At 55.3% G+C, this 22,241-nt stretch carries 22 protein-coding genes and 1 pseudogene; 2 read left to right on the forward strand and 21 right to left on the reverse strand.

The window, feature by feature from the left end:
• Window positions 1-32 precede the first annotated feature (32 nt).
• The 8 genes from ACTNC3_RS02305 to ACTNC3_RS02340 are packed head-to-tail and all read right to left on the reverse strand — an operon-like array spanning window position 33 to window position 5,454.
• The gene (locus ACTNC3_RS02305; protein ID WP_410043960.1) at window positions 33-470 is read right to left on the reverse strand and encodes a GerW family sporulation protein; all 438 of its coding nucleotides are present in this window, start codon (window positions 468-470) and stop codon (window positions 33-35) included.
• A gap of 11 nt (window positions 471-481) precedes the next feature.
• Window positions 482-1,429, reverse strand: coding sequence for a DUF2953 domain-containing protein (locus tag ACTNC3_RS02310; protein ID WP_441226329.1), 948 nt, complete (start codon window positions 1,427-1,429; stop codon window positions 482-484).
• Between the two features lie 18 nt (window positions 1,430-1,447).
• Window positions 1,448-1,717, reverse strand: coding sequence for a hypothetical protein (locus tag ACTNC3_RS02315; RefSeq protein ID WP_410043958.1), 270 nt, complete (start codon window positions 1,715-1,717; stop codon window positions 1,448-1,450).
• 12 nt (window positions 1,718-1,729) lie between these two features.
• A complete protein-coding gene (pgsA, locus tag ACTNC3_RS02320) occupies window positions 1,730-2,272 on the reverse strand; it encodes a CDP-diacylglycerol--glycerol-3-phosphate 3-phosphatidyltransferase (protein ID WP_441226330.1) in 543 nt (180 codons plus the stop codon).
• Window positions 2,272-3,540 carry a 30S ribosomal protein S12 methylthiotransferase RimO gene (rimO, locus tag ACTNC3_RS02325; protein ID WP_410043956.1) on the reverse strand — a complete coding sequence of 423 codons (1,269 nt, stop codon included), beginning with the start codon at window positions 3,538-3,540 and terminating at the stop codon, window positions 2,272-2,274. Before rimO ends, pgsA begins: the two co-directional genes overlap by 1 nt.
• Before the next feature lie 3 nt (window positions 3,541-3,543).
• Window positions 3,544-3,942 (reverse strand): DNA-directed RNA polymerase subunit omega, encoded by a 399-nt coding sequence (gene rpoZ, locus ACTNC3_RS02330; RefSeq protein WP_410043955.1) that lies wholly within the window; start codon window positions 3,940-3,942, stop codon window positions 3,544-3,546.
• Window positions 3,923-4,561 (reverse strand): guanylate kinase, encoded by a 639-nt coding sequence (gmk, locus tag ACTNC3_RS02335; protein WP_441226331.1) that lies wholly within the window; start codon window positions 4,559-4,561, stop codon window positions 3,923-3,925. The genes rpoZ and gmk overlap by 20 nt, the downstream gene beginning before the upstream one ends.
• An 11-nt stretch (window positions 4,562-4,572) precedes the next feature.
• Window positions 4,573-5,454, reverse strand: a complete 882-nt coding sequence (locus ACTNC3_RS02340; RefSeq protein WP_410043953.1) for a YicC/YloC family endoribonuclease — start codon at window positions 5,452-5,454, stop codon at window positions 4,573-4,575.
• A 168-nt stretch (window positions 5,455-5,622) separates the two neighbouring features.
• On the opposite strand from ACTNC3_RS02340, the gene ACTNC3_RS02345 reads away from it, so the two are divergent.
• Entirely contained in the window at window positions 5,623-7,398 is a 1,776-nt protein-coding gene (locus ACTNC3_RS02345; RefSeq protein WP_441226332.1) for an Rqc2 family fibronectin-binding protein, read from the forward strand.
• A gap of 28 nt (window positions 7,399-7,426) precedes the next feature.
• On the opposite strand, the gene ACTNC3_RS02350 is transcribed toward ACTNC3_RS02345, so the two are convergent.
• The 4 genes from ACTNC3_RS02350 to ACTNC3_RS02365 form a co-directional block, all read right to left on the reverse strand.
• Window positions 7,427-8,176: a YebC/PmpR family DNA-binding transcriptional regulator gene (locus ACTNC3_RS02350; RefSeq protein WP_410043951.1), complete on the reverse strand. Its 750-nt coding sequence runs from the start codon at window positions 8,174-8,176 to the stop codon at window positions 7,427-7,429.
• Window positions 8,177-8,315: 139 nt separating this feature from the next.
• Window positions 8,316-9,278, reverse strand: coding sequence for an NAD(P)H-hydrate dehydratase (locus tag ACTNC3_RS02355; RefSeq protein ID WP_441226333.1), 963 nt, complete (start codon window positions 9,276-9,278; stop codon window positions 8,316-8,318).
• Window positions 9,220-9,636 carry a holo-ACP synthase gene (gene acpS / locus ACTNC3_RS02360; protein WP_441226334.1) on the reverse strand — a complete coding sequence of 139 codons (417 nt, stop codon included), beginning with the start codon at window positions 9,634-9,636 and terminating at the stop codon, window positions 9,220-9,222. Before acpS ends, ACTNC3_RS02355 begins: the two co-directional genes overlap by 59 nt.
• 1 nt (window position 9,637) lies before the next feature.
• Window positions 9,638-10,294 (reverse strand): redox-sensing transcriptional repressor Rex, encoded by a 657-nt coding sequence (locus tag ACTNC3_RS02365; RefSeq protein WP_410043948.1) that lies wholly within the window; start codon window positions 10,292-10,294, stop codon window positions 9,638-9,640.
• 317 nt (window positions 10,295-10,611) lie between these two features.
• On the opposite strand from ACTNC3_RS02365, the pseudogene ACTNC3_RS02370 reads away from it, so the two are divergent.
• Window positions 10,612-11,298, forward strand: a pseudogene (locus ACTNC3_RS02370) (M20/M25/M40 family metallo-hydrolase); the annotation flags it as partial.
• Window positions 11,299-11,439: 141 nt separating this feature from the next.
• Here the strand turns inward: ACTNC3_RS02370 and ACTNC3_RS02375 are convergent.
• The 9 genes from ACTNC3_RS02375 to ACTNC3_RS02415 all read right to left on the reverse strand — a co-directional run bounded on the left by ACTNC3_RS02375 (window position 11,440) and on the right by ACTNC3_RS02415 (window position 22,234).
• The gene (locus ACTNC3_RS02375; protein ID WP_410043946.1) at window positions 11,440-12,726 is read right to left on the reverse strand and encodes an adenylosuccinate synthase; all 1,287 of its coding nucleotides are present in this window, start codon (window positions 12,724-12,726) and stop codon (window positions 11,440-11,442) included.
• Between the two features lie 126 nt (window positions 12,727-12,852).
• Window positions 12,853-13,038 (reverse strand): phosphate ABC transporter substrate-binding protein, encoded by a 186-nt coding sequence (locus tag ACTNC3_RS02380; protein ID WP_410043945.1) that lies wholly within the window; start codon window positions 13,036-13,038, stop codon window positions 12,853-12,855.
• A gap of 182 nt (window positions 13,039-13,220) precedes the next feature.
• Complete coding sequence (locus ACTNC3_RS02385; protein WP_410043468.1) at window positions 13,221-13,856, reverse strand: GNAT family N-acetyltransferase; 636 nt, start codon at window positions 13,854-13,856, stop codon at window positions 13,221-13,223.
• Window positions 13,857-13,868: 12 nt separating this feature from the next.
• The gene (locus tag ACTNC3_RS02390) at window positions 13,869-15,878 is read right to left on the reverse strand and encodes a M28 family peptidase (protein WP_441226335.1); all 2,010 of its coding nucleotides are present in this window, start codon (window positions 15,876-15,878) and stop codon (window positions 13,869-13,871) included.
• Between the two features lie 280 nt (window positions 15,879-16,158).
• Complete coding sequence (gene purB / locus ACTNC3_RS02395) at window positions 16,159-17,595, reverse strand: adenylosuccinate lyase (RefSeq protein ID WP_410043466.1); 1,437 nt, start codon at window positions 17,593-17,595, stop codon at window positions 16,159-16,161.
• Between the two features lie 174 nt (window positions 17,596-17,769).
• On the reverse strand, window positions 17,770-18,534 hold the full coding sequence (gene dapB / locus ACTNC3_RS02400) for a 4-hydroxy-tetrahydrodipicolinate reductase (protein WP_441226336.1): 765 nt from the start codon (window positions 18,532-18,534) through the stop codon (window positions 17,770-17,772).
• Between the two features lie 208 nt (window positions 18,535-18,742).
• Entirely contained in the window at window positions 18,743-19,627 is an 885-nt protein-coding gene (dapA, locus tag ACTNC3_RS02405; RefSeq protein ID WP_441226337.1) for a 4-hydroxy-tetrahydrodipicolinate synthase, read from the reverse strand.
• A gap of 109 nt (window positions 19,628-19,736) precedes the next feature.
• On the reverse strand, window positions 19,737-21,569 hold the full coding sequence (gene typA / locus ACTNC3_RS02410; RefSeq protein ID WP_410043463.1) for a translational GTPase TypA: 1,833 nt from the start codon (window positions 21,567-21,569) through the stop codon (window positions 19,737-19,739).
• A 50-nt stretch (window positions 21,570-21,619) separates the two neighbouring features.
• On the reverse strand, window positions 21,620-22,234 hold the full coding sequence (locus tag ACTNC3_RS02415) for a YigZ family protein (protein ID WP_441226338.1): 615 nt from the start codon (window positions 22,232-22,234) through the stop codon (window positions 21,620-21,622).
• Between the last annotated feature and the right edge of the window lie 7 nt (window positions 22,235-22,241).

Raw genomic sequence — 22,241 nt, forward strand, 5'->3', positions numbered from 1 at the left:
GGGACACGAAATGTAAAGTCAGTATAGCGGCATTACAGGGTTTCTGCATCCTCGACGACGGTTTCCGACGTCGCCTTTTCAGCCATCTCGTCCGCGGCTGCCTGGGCACTCTTCGAGATGCGGCTGCCGCCGGTGATCTTATCGATGGTTTCCGGAAGCATATCGAGGAGCTTCGTGATGGCATCCTGGTTCTTGATATTGACGAGCTTCGTATTTCCGTTCTGAAGCACGAGGATCGCGGTCGGGGTGATCTTCGAGCTGAGCGCTCCCGCACCACCATCACCATTCTTTGCATCCTTCTCCTTTACATAGCCGCCGGCACCCATGCCGCAGCTGACCTCGATGAGCGGAATCAGGGTGGCGTCGCCGACCTTCACCGGCTCACCAACGACGGTCTTCGAATTCACGAAACCGTCCATGCCCTTAAACATGGTATCGAGTATATCTTTTACATTCGTAGAATCACTCATACTGAGCCTCCTTATATACGATCGAGCACGAGCCCGCGTATCTTCTTATTCATCATCAGCTGTATCCCCGCGATCAGGATGTGGATGAGACGCACATGTCCCTTCAGTGTGATCTCGCCCTCGAACAGCGTATGGTCAAACACCGGCGTGATCGTGAAGCATTCCCCGTACAGCGGGTAGAACAGGCTGAGCACAGCGAGCGTCCGTCCCACCATCGCCGGATCCTCGAAGCCGAACGCGAGTCGACCTTCGAACTTCCGAAAGCGAAGATGGTGAAGCAGGTACTTCACTCTGGAAATCAGCAGACGGACGGCCTTCTGATTCTCCTCATCCTCCACCATCTCGCGAAGCGAGGAAGCCTTTTCGCAGATTCTCTTTATTCTATCAGCAAATAAGAATTTTTTCCTCTTCTTTTTCTTCGGTTCTTCAGCCGCAGGGGATGTACGTTTCGTTTTGCTTTCCTGATCGATGTCGGAAGTCGGCGTTTCATCCGCCACTGTTTTCGTCTCATTCAGTTGCTCCGGCGTCGTACTGCTTTTCAGTTCAATGCTGTCGACCTCCGCCGTCTGTGCAGCAGCACGTTCAGATGCTTCTGCTTTACTTTCAGGAACGTTCACGCTCTCTTCCGATATTTTCTCATCTTTCGAAGGCTGCTTCAACTCAACATCTGTATGTTCATCCTGTAATGCGAAACCACCGGAAGAATCGACCGGGCGGAAGCAGAGGATGCGGAGGGAATACGCAAGCCCCGCCGGGGTGATGTCCGCGTGGAGCTGCACCATATGGAGAAGCCAGCTGAGCTCGAGGTGCGCGGCGTAATCCGTGGCCGCTTCGCCCTTATGGCCGGCACCCGCATAGCGGAACGGGACCAGCAGGACGAGTCCGAGGAGAAGCAGGAGCAGCAGTAAAAGAAAGAGGAGGACGAGCCCGATGACTTTTAATATCATACATAAAAGCATCTGCTGTCCTCCTCGTGTTTACAGGATGTGGCGATCCTTCAGCATCTGTGTGACGCAGTCGATCGTATCCCGATAGCCATAGCCGATCCCGAGTACCTCGACCGTCTCCGTATCGAGCTTCGGATTCAGGAACATGGCCTGATTGTAGATTTCATATAGATTGGGCTCCGGTGCACGCACGATGACGTACGCCCCCGGCTGGAACTGGCCCTTCCGGAGGTTATCCAGGATATAGGACCGGTGCTCTGCTGCATGCCTTCCATAGTACATGTGCTTAGAAAAAATCATCGGATTCTCTCCTTACATACCGCCCTCGGTGATAACCTTATAGTTCTTTGCGATGTAGTCAAGCAGGGATACCAGCGTCAGGACGAAGGCGACGCCTGCGATGATCAGCGTCACGGTATGAAGTGCCGGGATGTTCAGGATCAGCAGGATGACCGTAAGCATCTGGAAGGTCGTCTTGAACTTTCCCCACCAGGATGCGGCGATCACGATGCCGTTGTCGGCCGCCACCAGACGGAAGCCGGAGATGATGAACTCACGGGCGATCACGGTGATGACGTACCAGGACGGAAGCTGTCCGAGCTCGATCATGCAGATCAGTGCGGAGCAGACCAGCAGCTTATCCGCCAGCGGGTCCATGAACTTTCCGAAGTTCGTCACCAGATTGTTCCGGCGTGCGATTTGACCATCCAGGAAATCCGTGAAGGAGGCGAAGCAGAACACGATCAGCGCTGCGATGCGGAGCGTATCGTTCTGTCCGCCCTCCAGGAGAAGCAGTACCACAAACACCGGAATCAGTACAACTCGTAATAAAGTCAGTTTATTCGGCAGATTCATCAGATTCTCTCTCCTATCAGATCATAACCATCCGCCTCGATGATACGACAGGAAATCATATCACCGCTGAGTTCGTTATGATACTCACCTGCATCGACATAGACGAGACTGTCGATATCCGGGTTATCCATATAGGAACGACACAGATACTCGTTATGCTCCGGATCATATCCGACGATGATAACCCTGAGTTCTCGTCCGATCTGTTCTCTCGCCTTCTCGAAAGCGATCCCCTGCTGCAGCCGCATGATCTCATCCTGCCGCTGAAGCTTGATCTTCTCCGGCACCTGGCCCTCCATCTCCGCAGCCGGCGTATCCTCTTCCTGCGAATACGGGAAGACACCCAGGCGGTCGAAGCGCATCTCCGTGACGAAGTTCTTCAGGATGTCGAAGTCCTCCTCTGTCTCGCCCGGGAAGCCGGTGATCAGGGTCGTCCGAAGGGCGATGTCCGGGATCTCACGACGAAGCGTCGCGATGCGCTCACGGAGCTCCGACTCACGGGTCCGACGGTGCATGTTCTTCAGGATCTTATCCGACGCATGCTGGATCGGGATGTCGAGGTAGTGTACGACCTTCGGGTTATCACGGATCGTCTGGATGAGCTCGTCCGTGATCTCCTCCGGGTAGCAGTACAGGATACGGATCCACTCGAGACCCTCGATCTCCGAAAGCCGGTTCAGGAGCTCCGGAAGGCTCTTCTTACCATAGAGATCGACACCGTAGAGGGTCGTCTCCTGGGCCACGAGGATCAGCTCCTTCGTGCCCTCGGAAGCAAGTCGCTTCGCCTCCTCCAGAAGGTGTTCCATCGGCACCGAGCGGTAGTGTCCGCGCAGCTTCGGGATGATGCAGTAGGTGCAGCACTTGTCGCAGCCCTCGGCGATCTTGAGATACGCCGTGTAGTTCTCTGCGTTCTCGACACGCTTCATCTGCACATCCAGACGCTCGACATACTCCTTCACGCCGATGACCTCATCGACCTCCGGAAGCTCCTTTCGGATCTCCTCACGGTAGCGCTCTGCGAGGCAGCCCGCCACGATGAGCTTCTTGAGCCTGCCTGTTTCTTTATATTCACCATTCTCGATGATGGTGTTGATGCTCTCCTCCTTCGCATCCCCGATGAAGGCGCAGGTATTGATGACTGTAATATCTGCCTCAGCCGGATCATCGGTGAGCTCACTGCCCGGATACTTCTCGAGCAGGTTGGAAAGCATCTTCTCACTGTCCACCCGGTTCTTGTCACAACCGAGGGATATCATGTGAATCTTCATATATTATGCTTCGCTGTCGGAGTTGTAGTCATCCTCAGAGGAAGCTGCATGCGCATCGTTCATCAGCATGATATCCTCACTGTCCTCGTCCTCGCTGTCCTCATCGAGGTCAAAAGCGAAGCCCGGGTTCTCTCTCGCCGCGATCTTCGGATCGTCATCGACCTCCGTACCACGCTTGATGGTCACGAGATTCCGTGCGAGCTCCTCGACAGCGATCGCGAGCGGCTTTCTGCCTTCTGCGTTCGGAAGTACAGGATCTGCACCATCGATCAGCTGACGTGCACGCTTCGCGCTGGCGATAACGGCTGCGTAACGGCTCTCTACGAGCTTATCCGTGTCGTCCTGAATGGCGTTCGTATTCTTCGCTGCATCAATCAGGTCATTATATGTTTGCTGTGACATGTTCTATCCTCCTCAGATCCTGTCTTACATTTTCGATGATCTCCATGTGCCGGCTGGACTTTTCGTGCGCGGCACGTATGAGATTATGCAATTTTTCGGTGCAAGTGTCAATATTATCGTTTACCAATATATAGTCGTAGGCCTCGACGCCCTCCGACTCCTGCATGGCTCTCCGAAGGCGCTTTTCGATGACCTCCATGGTCTCCGTGCCACGTTCCACGAGACGGCGGCGAAGCTCCTCTCCCGATGGCGGTGTGACGAAGATCAGGATCGCCTCCGGGTACTTCTCGCGGATCTTCAGTGCGCCCTGGATCTCGATTTCGAGTAGTACATCCTTTCCGGCCTCGAGGTTCTCCTCGACATACTTCTTCGGTGTGCCGTAGTAGTGCTCGACGTACTGCGCGTACTCCACGAGCGCATCCTGTGCGATCATCTCCTCGAACTCCTCCTTCGTCCTGAAGAAGTACTCGCGTCCATCGACCTCGCCCTCGCGCGGCTGGCGCGTCGTCGCTGAGATCGACAGTGCATACTGATCATAACGGGAAACAAGCTGCTTCATCAGCGTTCCCTTACCGGCTCCTGAAAAGCCGGAAATCACAACTAAAACTCCCTTTTCCATGTATACCTTCCTTACTCAAGATTCTGAATCTGCTCACGGATCTTCTCGATCAGGGTCTTCAGCCCGATCGCATCCTCCGATACGATCAGGTCGTTTGCCTTACTGAGCGTCGTGTTCGCCTCACGGTTCATCTCCTGTGCGACGAAATCAAGCTCACGACCGACGAGGCCGTCGTTCTGGAGCTTCGTCCGCATATTCTTGATATGGCTGTGCAGGCGTACCCGCTCCTCATCGGTGCAGATCTTATCCGAGTAGATCGTCACCTCCTGCACGATGCGGGCTTCGTCGATGCCGGTACCCTCGAGGAGCTCCGATACCTTCGCACGAAGACGCGCCTCATAGGCGGCTGTGATCTCCGGCGAACGCGCATCGATACGGTTCACGATGGCTTCCATCTCGGCGAGTTTTCCGAGGAGATCCTTCTGGAGGTTCTCGCCCTCCATCACACGGGTCTCGGAGAAACGCTCGAGTGCACCGGTGAGTGACGGCTTCAGGCTCTCCCAGAGCGCGTCATCATCCTCAGATTCCTCAGAGAGCACGAGCACATCCGGCAGCGACGCCAGATTGGTGACTTTAACATTGTCCTCGACTCCCAGCGCGTTCACCAGTGTACGCATGGACTCCAGGTACTCCTTCGCGAGCGGCAGATCGAGCCGGAGGGCCTTTCCCTTCTCTGAAAAGCTCTCGTAGGTGATGAAGAGATCGACCTTGCCACGGGAGATGTACTCCTTCACAGTGTTTCGGATATTGGCCTCGAGTGCATTAAACTTCTTCGGCATCTTGATGCTGAGATCCAGGAAACGGGAATTGACCGACTTCACTTCCACGGACAGGCGGTACTGGTCGTTCGAGACCTCGGCGCGTCCGAATCCGGTCATGCTTTTTAATTTCATAGATTACCTCGATGTGCACAGCCTGCCCGAGGGCGGCTTGCGTTTTTTAGTCATATGTAATAAATTATAGTCTACTATAATTTAGAAGTAAAGTTTTAACAGTTCAGGTCGTGGGGTCCCCTGTCTGAACTGTCACGTAAGGTTTTTGATATAGAAAGGCGATGTGCTATGGCATATGATGGACTGGTCGTTTCGGCGACCGTAAAGGAGTTTCGCGAGCGTCTGATCGGCGGCAGGATTGCGAAGATCACACAGCCGGAGAAGGATGAGATCCAGCTGACCGTGCGAAATCAGAAGGATAATGTGAAGGTACAGATCTCGGTCAATCCGTCCCTTCCGCTCTGCACCCTCACGGAGGATGCGAAGCCGGCGCCGATCAACGCGCCGACCTTCTGTATGGCCCTCCGGAAGCACATCGGAAACGGTGCGATCCTCGACGTGCGACAGCCGGACCAGGCGCTGCACGAGGACGGTCTCGAGCGTGTCATCCTCTTCACCATCGAGCATCTCGATGAGATGGGCGACCTCGGAAAGCGCTACCTCGCGGTCGAGCTGATGGGCAAGTACTCGAACATCATCCTGCTCCGCGATGACCACAGCATCATCGATTCCGTGAAGCGCATCTCCGCTTCCCAGTCCTCCGTGCGGGAGGTGCTGCCGAATCGTCCGTACTTCATCCCGGATGCGGGTGTAAAGAAGAATCCGCTGACACTCGATGAAGCCGCTTTCTGTGCGCTGCTCGCGCAGCAGCCGGAGCCGGTCTTCAAGGCGCTCTTCCATCACATCACGGGTCTCAGTCCACTGACGGCCTCCGAGCTCTGTCACCGCGCCGGTGTCGATCCCGACCTCTCCGCGAACTGCCAGCCGGCAGAAGCATTGGCCGCACTGTACGGAAGCTTCCATCATATTATAGAAGAAGTTGCAATCGAGCGGCAGCCGGATCCGGTCATCGTCTACCAGGATGAGGTGCCGACGGACTTCTCCGCCTTCGATCTCACGCTGTATGAGGCGGACGCCGCCTTCGAGGTCGAGCACTTCGACTCGATGAGTGAGGTCATCCGCCGCTTCTACAGTGAGAAGGATAAGAGCTCCAGGATCCGTCAGCGTTCGACGGATCTCCGGAAGGTGCTGACGACGCTGATGGAGCGTGCCGGGAAGAAGCTGATGATTCAGGAGAAGCAGCTCCGGGATACCGAGGGCATGGATAAGTACCGCGTATACGGTGAGCTGCTGCACACCTACGGCTACTCGCTGCAGGGTGGGGAGGATCAGCTGGTCTGCGAGAACTACTATACAAACAGTGAGATCACGATTCCACTGCAGAAGGATCTCTCTGCGGCGGAGAATGCGAAGCGCTACCTCGAGAAGTACCAGAAGCAGAAGCGTACGAAGGAGAACGTGACGGTGCAGCTCGAGGAGACGCGGAAGGAGGTCGAGCACCTCGAGTCGATTCGCACGGCGCTCGATATCGCGGAGTCCGAGGAGGATCTGCAGGATATCCGTCGGGAGATGATCGATTTCGGTTTCCTGCATAAGACGCCGGGAAAGGGAAAGAACCGGCTGCAGCGGAAGTCGAAGCCGTACCACTGGGTGACGAGCGACGGCTATGAGCTGTTCATCGGAAAGAATAATTATCAGAACGAGGACGTGAGCTTCCGACTCGGGGATGGCGGGGATCTCTGGTTCCACGCGAAGGGCGTGACGGGTTCGCATGTCATCGTGAAGACGGGCGGGCAGCCGATGGAGGAGGTGCCGGACCGGGTCTTCATCGAGGCGGCGGAGCTCGCGGCGTACTTCTCTTCGCATCGTGAGGATCCGAAGGTCGAGGTCGATTATACGATTCGGAAGAATCTTCGGAAGGTGCCGAATCAGGCACCGGGCTTCGTCATCTATCATACGAACTGGTCGGTGACGGTGGAGCCGAAGAACCTACTCAATGCATAAAAAAAAGACCGCTTACGCGGTCTTTTTTTTACTCCTCATTCTCTTCTTCCCAGTTGGTGTATACAGTCTGAACGTCCTCGGATGCGTCGAGCAGGTCGAGGGTTCTGCGAAGTCCCTTTACGACCTCTGGATCGGTAACCGATACGTAGTTCTGCGGGATCATCACGACGTCCGCTTCTGCCATCGGGATGCCCTGCTTCTCGATGTTCTCGCGAACCGTCTCGAAGTCCGCCGGATCCGTGATGATCACGTAGGAATCCTCTTCGTCGGTGATGTCCTCGGCACCAGCCTCGATGGCCATATCCATCAGTGTGTCGAAGTCCTTACCCATATCGTCCATCGCCTCACGGTCGAGGATGATCTGGCCCTTCTCGTCAAACATGAAGGAAACGGCACCCTGCGTTGCGAGTGAGCCGTGGCCCTTCGTAAATGCGGAACGTACATCCGCTGCAGCACGGTTCTTATTATCCGTCAGAACCTTGACGATGATGGCTACACCATTCGGGCCGTAGCCCTCGTACTGAAGCTCCTCGAAGTTATCCGCATCCATGGATCCGGCTGCCTTCTTGATACCGCTGTTGATGGTGTCGTTCGGCATGTTGTTTGCCTTTGCCTTCGCGATGACAGCAGCGAGCTTGGAGTTGTTAGCTGGGTCAGGTCCACCGGCCTTTACAGCCAGTGCGAGCTCATGGCCGATCATGGTGAAAATTTTGCCCTTTGCGGCATCATTCTTTTCCTTCTTAGCACGGATGTTTGAAAACTTGGAATGTCCTGACATAATACTCTCCTCAATTACATATATAAAATTGATCGATGTTTAAATCAAACTCTAGTACTATAACGTAAAAACGGCGTAGAATCAAGCTTTTCTGACATGTTTGCATCTTAGAACGGCGGGCGGGTCGCAGGAATCATCTTCACGCATGCATCACGATTCCGAGCATGTCCGCCGTTTCCCTGGCGAGTACGCCGTGGGTTCCGTGGATATTTGCGGCCTGTCGTCCGGCTTCTGCATGGAGCAGGACGCCGGTGACGGCTGCGTCGAAGGCCATCCTGCGCCAACGCGTACGCTGTTCTTCTGGCGGGACTTCGTTCAGTGCGTCGATTCGGTCGGCGCGCAGGACGGCATAGACGCCGGCGATGGCACCGGACAGGACGTCGCCGGAGCCGCCTTTACTGAGGGCCGGGCTCGCCTCCAGGTTCTGGAAGGCGTGTCCGTCGGCATCCAGGACGATGGTTTCCGAGCCCTTCATCACGGTTATGGTGCCATGTGCCGCGGCCAATGCTTCCGCCGCGTGGGCCGGGCACTGAAGGATCTCCTGCAGCGAAACCGCAGAGAGGCGCGCCATCTCCATCGGGTGTGGCGTGACGACCACCGGGATCTGCCGTGCGATCTGGTCGACGAGCTGCATGAGCTCCGGACGGACGCTCAGGATATTGAGGCCGTCTGCGTCGATCAGCAGAAGCGGGAATTTCCCAAGCCATTTCGACGGCGTTGCATCACACTGCGCTGCGATGGCCTGCAGCAGCTCGCGAACGAGCGTCACGCTCAGCGCCTCGGTGCCGAGACCTGGCCCCAGCACGAGGATGTCCGCCCAGGAGACATTGGCCTCGGACAGGACCCGGAAATTACTGTCCGAATCGTAGCCGGTGAAGATCGCCTCCGGAAGCAGGGACTGCACGATGAGGCGGTTCGACGCAGGGGTCAGGATGCGCACGAGGCCGGCGCCGCTGCGATAGGCGGCGAGACCGGCGAGGTAAGCGGCACCACACATGCCCTCCGAGCCGGCGGCCACGAGGATCTTTCCGTAGGTTCCCTTATTACTGTCGCTCCGGCGTGCCGGAATCTTCTTGAGATAGGTCGTCTTGTCTGTGTCCATCTGTGCCCTCCAGTATGGCAAATGCGATGACGAGCTCCTTCGTGTCGGAGATCGAGACCTGAATCGAGCGTCCGCCCAGCTCGTCATACAGTGTGCGGGCAGCGCCGTGAAGCACGACATAGGGTTTCCCGAGTTCATCCCGGAGCACCTCGACGTCGATCGGGCGGAAGCCGCGGAAGCCGGTGCCGAAGCACTTCGCGACCGCCTCCTTACATGCAAAATCACCGGCAAGCATGGAATCTCTTCCAGATGCCTGCCGGCGCTCATGATCCGTAAAAATACGAGTCTCCGTGCCTGTTCGCCGGGTACTCTCGATACGGCTGATTTCCAGGATGTCGGTGCCGATACCGATCACCATCTTATGCCTCGTCCTCCGCTTCTTTCCGTCCGTAGGCTTCACCCATACGGTAGCTGAGACGCATCAGCGACTCGGAGAGATGCACGTTCTCGATGACGACATCATCCGGAACCTCGAGATCGACGTGCGCGAAGTTCCAGATACCAACGACGCCGTCGGCGATCAGCTGCTCGACTACCTTCACGGCCGGTGTCTTCGGGATGCAGACCGCTGCCATCTTGACATTGGATGCCTTCACGACCTCATCGATCTTCTCCATCGGAAGCACCTCAACATCGCCTACCCGGGTACCGATAACCGTCGGGTCCTGATCGAAGATAGCTCTTACGATGAAGCCGCGCTTTCGGAAATTTGTATAGTTCGCCAGTGCCTGTCCTAAGTGACCGGCTCCGACGATGATCATCTCATGCTCCTCATCGATGTTCAGGATCTTCGCGATCTCATCATGCAGATTTCGGATGTTGTAGCCGTAGCCCTGCTGACCGAAGCCGCCGAAGTTATTGAGGTCCTGACGGATCTGCGACGCCGTGAGCTTCATCCGCTTACTTAATTCGTTCGACGAAATGCGCTCGATCCCCTGATCCATGAGATCCTCGAGATATCGATAATATCTAGGAAGTCTCTGGATAACCGCCTGTGATATTTCTTTCTTTGCCATGTTAATACGCTCTCCTGTGATATGATTTTGTAGATATTGCATACAAAATCATAGATTTCGTTCTAAATTATACAATCCTGTGAAATAGATGTCAAAGGCAAGTTGTAGAATTCTTAACAATTATATTGTTAAATAAGTATAAATAATAATCTTTTGTTTTCTATATTTTACAAGCACTTCCGCTGCCCTGTATAATGGGCTCATCAAAAAACGGAGGTGCTTTTAATTTGAAGGAAAGATTATTTCAAACGATCGATGGCGTTCGGGAAGAGCTGATCGCGATGGCCGACGATATCTTCGATCACCCGGAAACCGGCATGGAGGAGTTTCATGCCCTTGACGTTCTGACACAGTGGCTTATGCGCGAAGGCTTCGAGGTCGAAACCGGCATTGCGGGTGTCCCGACCGCATTTAAGGCCGTCTTCCACCACAGGAACGGCGGCCCGAACATCGGACTGCTCTGTGAGTATGACGCGCTTCCAGGCCTCGGACACGCCTGCGGTCATCATCTGCAGGGTCCATCCATCCTCGCTGCGGCGAAGGCATTGAAAGAAGCAGACCTGGACCAGGCCTATACCATCACGGTCTACGGAACCCCTGCCGAGGAAAGCATCAGCGGTAAGATCCAGATGATCCGGAACGGCTGCGATTTCACCGATCTCGACGTGGCCTTCATGATGCACGGCGGTCCGAATACGCAGGTGGATGTGAAGTCGCTCGCGAACTCGAAGTATAAGGTAATCTACCACGGCACCAGTGCGCACGCTGCGCTCCGCCCGGAAAAGGGTCGCAGTGCGCTGGATGGCCTCATCCTCGCCTTCCAGGGCGTTGAGTTTTTACGTGAGCACGTCGCATCCGACGTGAAGATCCATTATACAGTCACCAACTGCGGCGGCACACCGGCCAATGTCGTGCCGGCCTATTCGGAGGCGAGCTTCTACGTGCGTTCCTATAACCGCGCTTACCTCGACAACGTCTGCACACGCTTCGAAAAGATTCTCCAGGGCGCGGCGATGATGACCGAAACCGAGGTGGAAATCATCCGCGAGAAGGACATCGTACCCCTTCATCTATACCCACAAAAACGAGGCGCCCATTGCAGTGATGCAATGGGCGCCTCGTTTATACTAGTATTTGTCACGCGATCAGATCTTCGGGGTTCTCTTCAGAATCTCGTGTCTCTCCGGACCATTGGAAACCATAGTGATCGGGGTCTCGATGTGCTTCTCGATGAAGTCGATGTAGTTCTTACAGTTCTCCGGAAGCTCGTCATAGTTCTTGATGCCGCGGATGTCGCAGTTCCAGCCCGGCAGGGTCTCATAGACCGGCTTTGCCTTGTTAAGGAGCGGTGTAACCGGGAAGTCGGTGGTTACCTTACCATCGATCTCATAGCCTACGCAGACCTTGATCTCCTTCAGGTAGCCGAGTACATCGAGGACGGTCAGTGCGACCTCGGTCGCGCTCTGAAGCTGGCAACCATACTTCGAAGCGACGGCATCATACCAGCCGACTCTTCTCGGACGTCCAGTGGTTGCACCGAACTCACCCTTATCGCCACCTCTTCTACGAAGCTCATCTGCCTCCTCACCGAAGAGCTCGGAAACGAAATCACCGGCACCGACTGCGGAGGAATATGCCTTCGTTACAGCGACGATATCCTTGATCTCATATGGAGGGATACCGGCACCGACGGCACCATAGGCTGCGAGTGTGGAGCTGGAGGTTACCATCGGATAGATACCGTGATCCGGATCCTTCATGGTACCGAGCTGACCCTCGAGCAGGACGGTCTTACCTTCCTTCAGTGCCTCACGCAGGAACTTCGAGGTATCGGTCACATACGGTGCGATCATATCTCTCTGACGATGCATCTCCTCGAGGAGCTCGTCGTAGTTGATCTCCGGTGCATGATAAAGCTCACGCAGGATCGCATTCTTGATTTCGATGACCTTGTGCAGACGATCCTGAAGGACCTCCTCATCGAAGAGCTCGCTTACCTGAAGACCGATCTTCGCATACTTGTCAGAGAAGAACGGTGCGATGCCGGACTTCGTGGAGCCATAGCTCTTACCGGCGAGTCTCGCCTCCTCGAGTGTATCGAACAGAACGTGATATGGCATCATAACCTGTGCACGGTTGGATACCAGGATCTTCGGGGTCGGAACGCCGGCGTCGACGATGGACTTCAGCTCTGCACAGAACCTCTCGATATCGAGTGCCACACCATTTCCGAGTACGGATGTGGTGTGATTATAGAATATGCCGCTCGGCATAAGGTGGAGTGAGAAACGACCATAATTGTTGATGATGGTATGGCCGGCATTTGCGCCACCCTGGAAACGTACAACGATATCCGAGGTCTCGGCAAGCACATCGGTGATCTTGCCCTTGCCCTCGTCGCCCCAGTTTGCTCCAACGATTGCTCTTACCATGTGAATCCTCCTAAGGATAGCATCCGTGTATGGATACTATGGATGTTCTTCACCTTTTTGACACAGTCCATCTCGGGCGTCCTCACCCGGATGTATGTGAGAGATTCGTGACCAGAACATCCTGCATTATTTTTTGTTTGTCAGTTTCGTGAACCAGATGAAGATGTAGATCACCACCGGTACGACGACCAGACAGAATAAACAGGCCAGAAGGTACTGGTTCGCTCCGGTCACTGCGAAATACAGTACGGCGACGAGGAGAAACGCGATGATGACCAGTGCGAGAATCGCGAGTATTCGTCTAAGCTCCATGCTCACTACCTCCTGTATCGTGCTTACGCACAGACAAGGTTATTATATCGGGAATACGGCCTGATTTCAAGGGGTCTTGACCTCTCGAGTTTATGGGGTCTGACCCCATTAAATTTTCATAAACCGAATCTAAACAAAAGTTTATGGGGTCAGACCCCCTTACGAAATTCTTAAGATGGCCTCTACTGCACCTCTCGGATGAGGCAGTACTGCTTGAGGTCGAAGTGCTTTTCCATCACGCCGTAAAGCTTGAAGCCGAAATGCTCGTACATGGCGACGTTATGCTCGTTGTGGGTCTCGAGGGACATCATGAGATGATGTGCGTCGGCGTAGGCGATGGCCTCGTCCATGAGGATCGAGGAGATGTGATGATGCTGCTTCTCGGGATCGACGGCGAGGTAGATGATGTGGATGCGCTCCTCCTGGTGGAGTTGGTCGGTCCACTTCTCGTTCAGATAGTCCTTACCGAGCACGAAGTTCCAGAAGGCCCGGAGGCTCGGGTCCTCCTTGATGAGGTACTCGTCGGTCTTCAGATTCGCGCGAAGCTCGGTCAGGTAATAGCGGAAGAAATTATACGGCTCCGACTCGTCGGATACGACCAGGATGCCATTCAGCTCCGGGCTGTCTGCGAAGATTTCGCAGGTCTCGAACATCTCCTCTAGATCACAGTGAAAAAGCTCCGGCAGCAGACGATTCCGTGTATCCTCGTCCGGAATCAGCTTACAGTACAGCGGATCCTTCGCGAAGCAGACCGTCAACAGCCGCTCCAGCTTCGGGATATCTTCCTTTTTTACGCGGTACAATTTGTCACTATCCATAGTAAATCCTGTTTAACATTCCTTTCCATCAGCGATCGCTGAAATCTGTTTCAGGCTCTGGATGATATTGTTTGTTTCCCGTATCATGTATTCGAGATCCGATTTATAGCACTCTTCCTGGTTCTTGCGTACGCGGTTCAGGATGCGAAGCTCCTCCTCGAAATCCACGCTGCCGGCTTCTGCCTTGTGCTTCAGCTTCTGCACCAGCTGGTACAGATTCTCATGATGCACGATCCGTCCGGCTCCCCACTGGAGGCGCTCCTTCGGCTGGCAGAAGACATAGTCGGTGAAGTAGTTAAATACCTCCTCATCGAACTGGAAGGCATAGCAGTTGTTATCGATTTCATAGATGGCATCGAGGGCACCGCGGGCATCGCTCTCCTCGAGGCAGCGGATGGCGTCCTTGATATGCGTGAGGTTCTGCCGTACCGCCTGCTGTGGGAAGAGGACGGTATCCTGCCAGTCGAGGCGTACGAAGGAGTCCTGGGCCTTTCGGAATGCCTTCATCAGGATCTCCGTGCACTCCCCGGCGCGTGATGGTGTCACGCCGGAAGCATTGACCGACGCGATCCAGCGGTACACGGTATGCCCGAGGGCGGCCGCCTCCTTCGTCACGGCATCGAGCTCCGCGCCCAGTTCGCCGACGAGGCCGGCGTAGCGCAGGTCAATGCTTCTGTTCATCGCTTCGAACAGTGCGGAAAAGTCCATCGGCGGGAGGATCAGCTGGTCGAATTTCTGAATCAGCGTGCCGTATAAGAGGTGATGAAAACGGTAGACCGGCTCATGATAATAGGCTTCGTTATCGAACTGCGAGTGATAGTGCGTCTCCATGAAGCTGCTGTCCGTGAACTCGTTTACCATGGACGGGATGCCGGCGATGGCCATCGAGAAGTCGTCGGACATGGTCTGGATCGGCGCATGCACCTCGAGTCCCTCCGGATACGCCGCGGGATCCACCGGGATGTCGGCGACGGCCTGCTCGAGGAAGTGCACGTACTCATAGACGCTGCGCACGGCGTCCTTCGGTCCATGGGCGTGCGCTGGAAGCTCGAAGTTGAAGTCAGCCACGACCCTGCCCTGCCACTCCGGACGGACCTGAAAGACCTGCTGGTAGGCACCGGTCGACCAGTCATACTTCGTGTTCACGATGCCCCACTCTTCCGCCGCCAGCGCCGCGATGACGATGGTCTTCTTCGGCCGGTAGCCGCTGTCGATCAGTGCCTTCGCGATGCCGAACATCATTGCCACCGCCGTATTGTCATCCTGAAAGCCGCTGAAGTAGGAGTCATAGTGGGCCGACAGGAGGATCATCTGCGTCGGATCCTCGCCCGGGATCGTGCCGACGATGTTGTAGGAGCGCTGTTTTTCCGTGACGGTGCTGTCGGCGTCGAGGGTCACCCGGAGTTCCGGTGTCTCCCGGAGTGCCTGCTTCAGCACTGCGGCATCTGAGCGTGACATCGAAAAGGCGGCCGCCTCTGCCGGACCCGCGATATCCTGTGCGTTCAGCGCTTCATCCTGGATCTCCGCGAAGCCGCCCTCCTGCACAGCGATCAACGCGGCGGCACCACGAACATAGGCCTGGTAGACCGGGAAATTGATCCACCACTCGTCGCGCTGATTGATATCCGCGAGGACCAGCTTTCCCTTCACATCCTTCCCCTCGTAGTCAGCTGCCGTGCCCTTCCCGACGTAGACGAGGCCGAATTCCTGCGGCCCGTCGGTCTGAAACGTGGTCTGATAGCCACCGAGCAGCGACCGCAGCCCGACACTGCCATCTGCACGTCGCCATACAAGCTCTGCCTTATGAAACTCCCAGGCATCCACGCAGATCTGATCCTTATGGACGTCCCGGAGACCGATGCGCTCCATCTCCTCCCGCAGTATCTCGCCGGTCGCAAACTCCGCCTTTGATCCTGCCGGCCGGTAGCCGAGCTCCGGATGCGAGCGGAACTGCTCCATCCGCTTCGCCAGCTGATAGGAATATTCTGTATTGATCCATGGAAGGATACTGCTCTTTTCCATACACTTCCCCCTTCACTGCACACCACGTCACAAATCAAAAAGGCCCGGAGGGCCGACAACAGAATCCATACGGAGAGGTCGTGTAAAATCAAGCCGGGTTCCCTTAGCGGCACTTGGTGCCTTTTTCCTTAGCACCCTCTGCAACGCTGAGTTTTCATAAAGAAAACCCAGTGATTGCAGAGGGCCTAGTGCCGCTTAGGGTTCCTGGCTTAGATTTTACCGAGCTCGGAGTACTGTGTTTCTGTTGCCGCCCCTCCGGGCACGGTCTGTTGTAACGGGATCAGACATTGATCTCAGCGGTGAGTCCAAGCACCTCCTTGTTCTTCTCGAGAATCGGGTTGATCACCTCGGTGATGAACTCCTCGGTCTGCTTCGGTGCACGACCGACATAGCGCTCCGGCTGCATGCTGGCCTCGAGATCCTCGAGGGAGAGATGGAAGCTCGGATCTGCCGCGATCAGCTCGAGGAGGTTGTTGTCCTTACCCTCTTCCTTGACGGTCTTACCAGCCTGCATGCTAAGCTGACGGATCTTCTCATGCAGCTCCTGACGATCGCCACCAGCCTTTACCGCATCCATCATGATGTTCTCGGTCGCCATGAATGGCAGCTCCGCCATGAGATGCTTGCGGATAACCTTCGGGTATACCACGAGACCATCGACGACGTTCAGGTAGAGATCGAGGATACCATCGATGGCGAGGAAGCCCTCCGGTACGGACAGACGCTTGTTTGCGGAGTCATCGAGTGTACGCTCGAACCACTGCGTGGAGGATACCAGCATTGGATTCATGAGATCGGAGATCACGTAGTCTGCGAGGGAGGCGATACGCTCGGAACGCATCGGGTTCCGCTTGTAGGCCATCGCACTGGAACCGATCTGGTGCTTCTCGAACGGCTCCTCGACCTCCTTCATATGCTGGAGCATACGGATGTCGTTCGTGAACTTATGCGCGGACTGGGCGATGCCGGCGAGCACGCTGAGAACACGGAAATCGACCTTACGGCTGTAGGTCTGACCGGATACCGGATAGCAGGACGTGAAGCCCATCTTCTCTGCGATCATCTGGTCGAGCTGGCGGCACTTCGCATGGTCGCCGTCGAAGAGCTCGAGGAAGGACGCCTGGGTGCCGGTGGTGCCCTTAGAGCCAAGCAGCTTCAGGGAGCCGAGTACATACTCGAGATCCTCGAGGTCGAGCACGAGCTCGTTCAGCCACAGGGTCGCACGCTTACCAACGGTTGTCGGCTGTGCAGGCTGGAAGTGGGTGTACGCGAGCGTCGGCATATCCTTATACTTCATTGCGAACTTACTGAGCTCGTTGATGACATTGACGAGCTTCTTATGCACGAGCTCGAGCCCCTCCCGCATGATGATGATATCGGTGTTGTCGCCGACATAGCAGGAGGTCGCACCGAGGTGGATGATACCCTTCGCGTTCGGGCACTGTACGCCGTACGCATACACATGGCTCATAACATCGTGACGGACTTCCTTCTCACGTGCCTCTGCCACCTCATAATTGATCTCATCCTGATGTGCCTTCAGCTCATCGATCTGCTCCTTCGTGATGTTGAGGCCCAGCTCATGCTCCGTCTCTGCCAGTGCGATCCAGAGCTTTCTCCAGGTCCGGAACTTGTTGTCCTGTGAGAAAATGTACTGCATCTCCTTCGATGCATAACGTCCTGTCAGTGGGCTTGTGTAACGATTGTATTCCGCCATGTTTTTCTCCTTACCGTAAGCATGTTTTATATTGCAACATCGCTGAGCGCAATGCTGACGACCGAAGTTTATACTTTTTTAATGGGGTCTGACCCCATTAATTTTTCCTAAACAGATTCTAAACTGAAGTTTATGGGGTCAGACCCCTCTGCCTCCCTGAATGTTCCGACCCGTTCAGGCGAGCACATCCTGCATCGAGTACATGCCGGCTGCCTTTCCGTGGAGGAAAAGGGCTGCATTGAGTGCGCCGTTTGCGAAGATCGCTCTCGAGTACGCAGTGTGGTTGAAGGTGATGACCTCATCCTCGCCTGCAAAGATGATATCATGAACCCCCGGCAGTGTGCCACCACGAACGGCACTGATACCGAGCTCCTCGTGCGGACGGGCTGCCTTCCGCTGGGAACGGTCATACACATAGGTCAGCCTGTCATCGAGTGCTTCGTTGACCGCATCTGCCAGTGCCAGTGCGGTACCGGACGGGGCGTCCATCTTGCGATGGTGGTGCTGCTCGACGATCTCGATGTCGAAGCCCTTCTCATAGAGCTTCTGGGCTGCAGTCTTCACGAGCTCCAGGAGCAGATTCACGCCGATCGACATATTCGCACTGCGAAGGATCGGAGCCTTCTCCGCAAGCTTCTGTACACGTGCGATCTGCTCCGCTGAAAGACCGGTTGTGCACTGCACGAGCGCCTTTCCACTCTTCTCCACATAGTCGAGAAGACCGTCGATGGCCGGTGCCACGGAGAAATCGATGATCACATCGAAGTCCTCCTTCACCGCATCGAAGCTGCCATACACCGGAAAGCCGATCGCCGGATCATCGAAGTGATCCTCACGGTCGACACCCGCGACGATCGTCGCATCCTCCATCGCCTTCGCACAGTTGATTACATTTCTGCCCATCGCGCCCATCGCGCCGAATAAAAGAATTCTGGTCATTGTTTTCTCCAATATCGTCACGGTCATCCATGAAGTCCCGGGATTTCACGGGGTCTGACCCCATTAAATTTTTCTAAACTGAATCTAAACAAAAGTTTATGGGGTCAGACCCCTTTCACGAGACCATCTCACTACCATGATTTCATCATCACATATACCACTAAAAAAGGCAGCGGCCTTCACCGAAGGTCACTGCCGAGGAAGTCACTTAAAGGATACCGTACTTCGTCATCTCATCCTTGAGGAGTGCCTTGGTGCTGTCGGTCGCCTCCGTCATCGGGAGACGTAAGGAGCCGACATTCTTACCCATCAGATTCAGGGCCGCCTTGACCGGGATCGGATTGACCTCGGCGAAGAGTGCCTTAATCAGCGGATATGCCTTAAACTGTGCCTCACGTGCGCCCTTGATGTCGCCGTCAAACCACTTCTGGCAGATCTCATGCGTCTCACGTGGTGCCACGTTCGAAAGTACGGAAATAACACCAGATGCGCCCACGCTGAGGAGCGGAACGATCTGATCATCATCACCGGAGAAGAGAAGGAAATCCTCGTCCACCAGTGACATCAGCTTCGTGATCATCGAGATGTTGCCGGTTGCGTCCTTCACACCGACGATGTTCTCGACATGCTGATAGAGGTATGCCATCGTCTCCGGCTGGATGGTCACGCCGGTTCTGGATGGAACATTGTACAGGATGCATGGGAGGCTGATCGCGCCTGCCACGGCCTCGTAATGCTGGATGAGACCACCCTGGGTCGCCTTATTGTAGTACGGGGTCACCAGAAGGACACCGTCGGCGCCAGCTTCCTCTGACTGCTTCGACAGATCGATCGCGGTCGCCGTGCAGTTGCTGCCGGTTCCGGCGATAACCGGAATACGATGATTCACCGCCTTGATGATGAAGCGAATCACATCCATGTGCTCCTCCTCGGACATGGTGGCTGCCTCACCGGTCGTACCACACGCGATGATGGCGTCGGTGCCACCCGCGATCTGCTCCTCTACGAGCTCTGCCAGCTTATCATAATTCACAGAACCATCTGCATGAAATGGAGTCACCAGCGCGACTCCAGCGCCTCTGAAAAGTGCCATAACTACCTCCGTCTTTGCTTTGGTTTCTCTTACACTTTAGTATCTGTTCACTGGCCCTGGGCCAATGTCTCCGTCGCTACATCATACCCCCTCGCAGGGGCTATGAAAATTATCCCTGCTTCCGTGCGAAGCCGGCTCTCTTACGAAGGACCGGATCGAGGATCTTCTTACGGATACGAAGGCTCTCCGGGGTAACCTCGAGGAGCTCGTCGGTATCGATGTAGTCGATGCACTGCTCGAGAGACATGATCTTCTTCGGAACGAGCTTCAGTGCTTCGTCGGAAGAGGATGTACGGGTGTTGGTCAGATGCTTCGTCTTGCAGACATTGACCTCGATATCCTCGGACTTCGGAGACTGGCCGATGACCATGCCGCCGTAAACCTTCTCGCCAGGTCCGATGAAGAGCGTTCCTCTCGCCTGTGCCTGGAAGAGACCATAGGTAACCGCCTCGCCGGACTCGAAGGCGATGAGCGCGCCGTTGTGACGGTAGTTCATATCACCCTTGTACTCGCCGTAGCCGTCAAACTCGGTGTTCAGGATACCGTTACCCTTGGTATCGGTCATGAACTCACCACGGTAGCCGATCAGACCTCTCGACGGAATCTCGAACTCGAGTCTGGTATAGCCAGAAGCGAGCGGGCTCATACCGTTCAGTACGCCCTTGCGCTGAGTCAGCTTCTGGATGACATTACCGCTGAACTCATCCGGAACATCGACGTACGCAATCTCCATCGGCTCCATCTTCTTGCCGTTCTCGGTCTTGTAGATAACCTCTGCCTTTGATACGGCGAACTCGAAGCCCTCACGACGCATCGTCTCGATGAGTACGGAGAGGTGAAGCTCACCACGGCCGGAAACCTTGAAGGTATCAGCAGAATCCGTATCCTCTACACGGAGAGATACATCGGTCTGCAGCTCACGCATCAGACGGTCACGGATATGACGGGAAGTCACGAACTTACCCTCCTGACCGGCGAGCGGGGAGTTATTGACGATGAAATCCATCGAGATCGTCGGCTCGGAAATCTTCTGGAACGGAATCGCGGCTGCCTCGCCGGTGACGATCGTATCACCTACGTGGAGATCCTCGATACCGGAGACCGCAACGATCTCACCGCAGCTGGCCTCATTGACATCAACTCTTGCGAGACCGTCAAAGGTGTAGAGCTTCGTGATACGTACACGGGTACGCTTGTCCGGATCGTGGTGGTTCACGACATAGGCCTCCTGATTCAGCTTCAGGGAACCGTTATCGATCTTACCGACACCGATACGTCCGACGAACTCGTTGTAATCAATGGTCGACACCAGCATCTGCGTATCCGCATCCGGATCGCCCTCCGGTGCCGGGATATAATCAAGGATGGTCTGGAACAGCGGCTCCATGGTGGTGGAATCATCATCGAGACTTCTCTTCGCAAAGCCCTCCTTCGAGGATGCATACAGGAACGGGCAGTCGAGCTGCTCGTCGGAAGCATTGAGATCCATCATCAGCTCGAGAACCTCATCCTCGACTTCGGCCGGACGTGCCTGCGGCTTATCGATCTTGTTGATAACGACCATAACCGGAAGACGAAGGTCCAGGGCCTTCTGCAGTACGAAACGGGTCTGAGGCATCGGTCCCTCGAAGGCATCGACCAGGAGGATCGCACCATTTACCATCTTGAGAATACGCTCTACCTCACCACCGAAATCAGCGTGGCCCGGGGTATCGACGATGTTGATCTTCGTGCTCTTATAGTGAACGGCTGTGTTCTTCGAGAGAATGGTGATACCTCTCTCACGCTCGATCGGGTTCGAGTCCATGACACGGACGCCCATCTCCTGGTTATCACGGAATACACCGGACTGCTTTAACAGCTCATCGACCAGTGTGGTTTTACCATGATCGACGTGGGCGATGATGGCAACGTTACGAATATCTTCTCTCTTCTGATTCATCTTGACACCTTATTTCTACTATATCTAATGTACATGCTTACAAAAAAATCTTACGAATTATACCACCGGTGTTTATCGATTGCAAGTACTATGGATCCGCCGGACAGCTCCTGTATCTGATTTTGAAATCCGGCCAGCTGCTCTGCCGGCACGTGCCAGGTCATCGAGACCGCTGCACCATAGTCGGCACGCGCCTCCGTGATCCCGGCGCTCTCCGCGATGTACTTGATCTTCCCGACCAGCGTGTACGGGATCTCCGCCTGCACAGCATAGCCCTCGACCGCGGTCAGGATCACGGCCGCATCAAGCGCCGCCTTCGCGCCATTCGTATAGCTGCGGACGAGCCCGCCTGTACCGAGAAGCGTACCGCCGAAGTAGCGGGTGACGACGACGAGCGCATCGTGAATCTCCTGCCCCTTCAGCACACTAAGGATCGGCATGCCCGCCGTCTGGGACGGTTCCCCATCATCGGACTGCTTCACGGTCTCATACTGATCTCCGAGCACATAGGCATAGCAGTGATGGCGTGCATCATAATATTTTTTGCGCACCTGCTGAATCAGGGCTTCTGCTTCGTCGACCGACTGGATGGGGAAGACCTCCCCGATAAATCGGGACTTCTTCTCCTCATACTCGCCGGTCGCATAGGATTTTACATACTTCATTTTCTAT

The organism is Oribacterium sp. HCP3S3_B9, from assembly GCF_052064255.1.
Classification (GTDB): domain Bacteria; phylum Bacillota; class Clostridia; order Lachnospirales; family Lachnospiraceae; genus Oribacterium.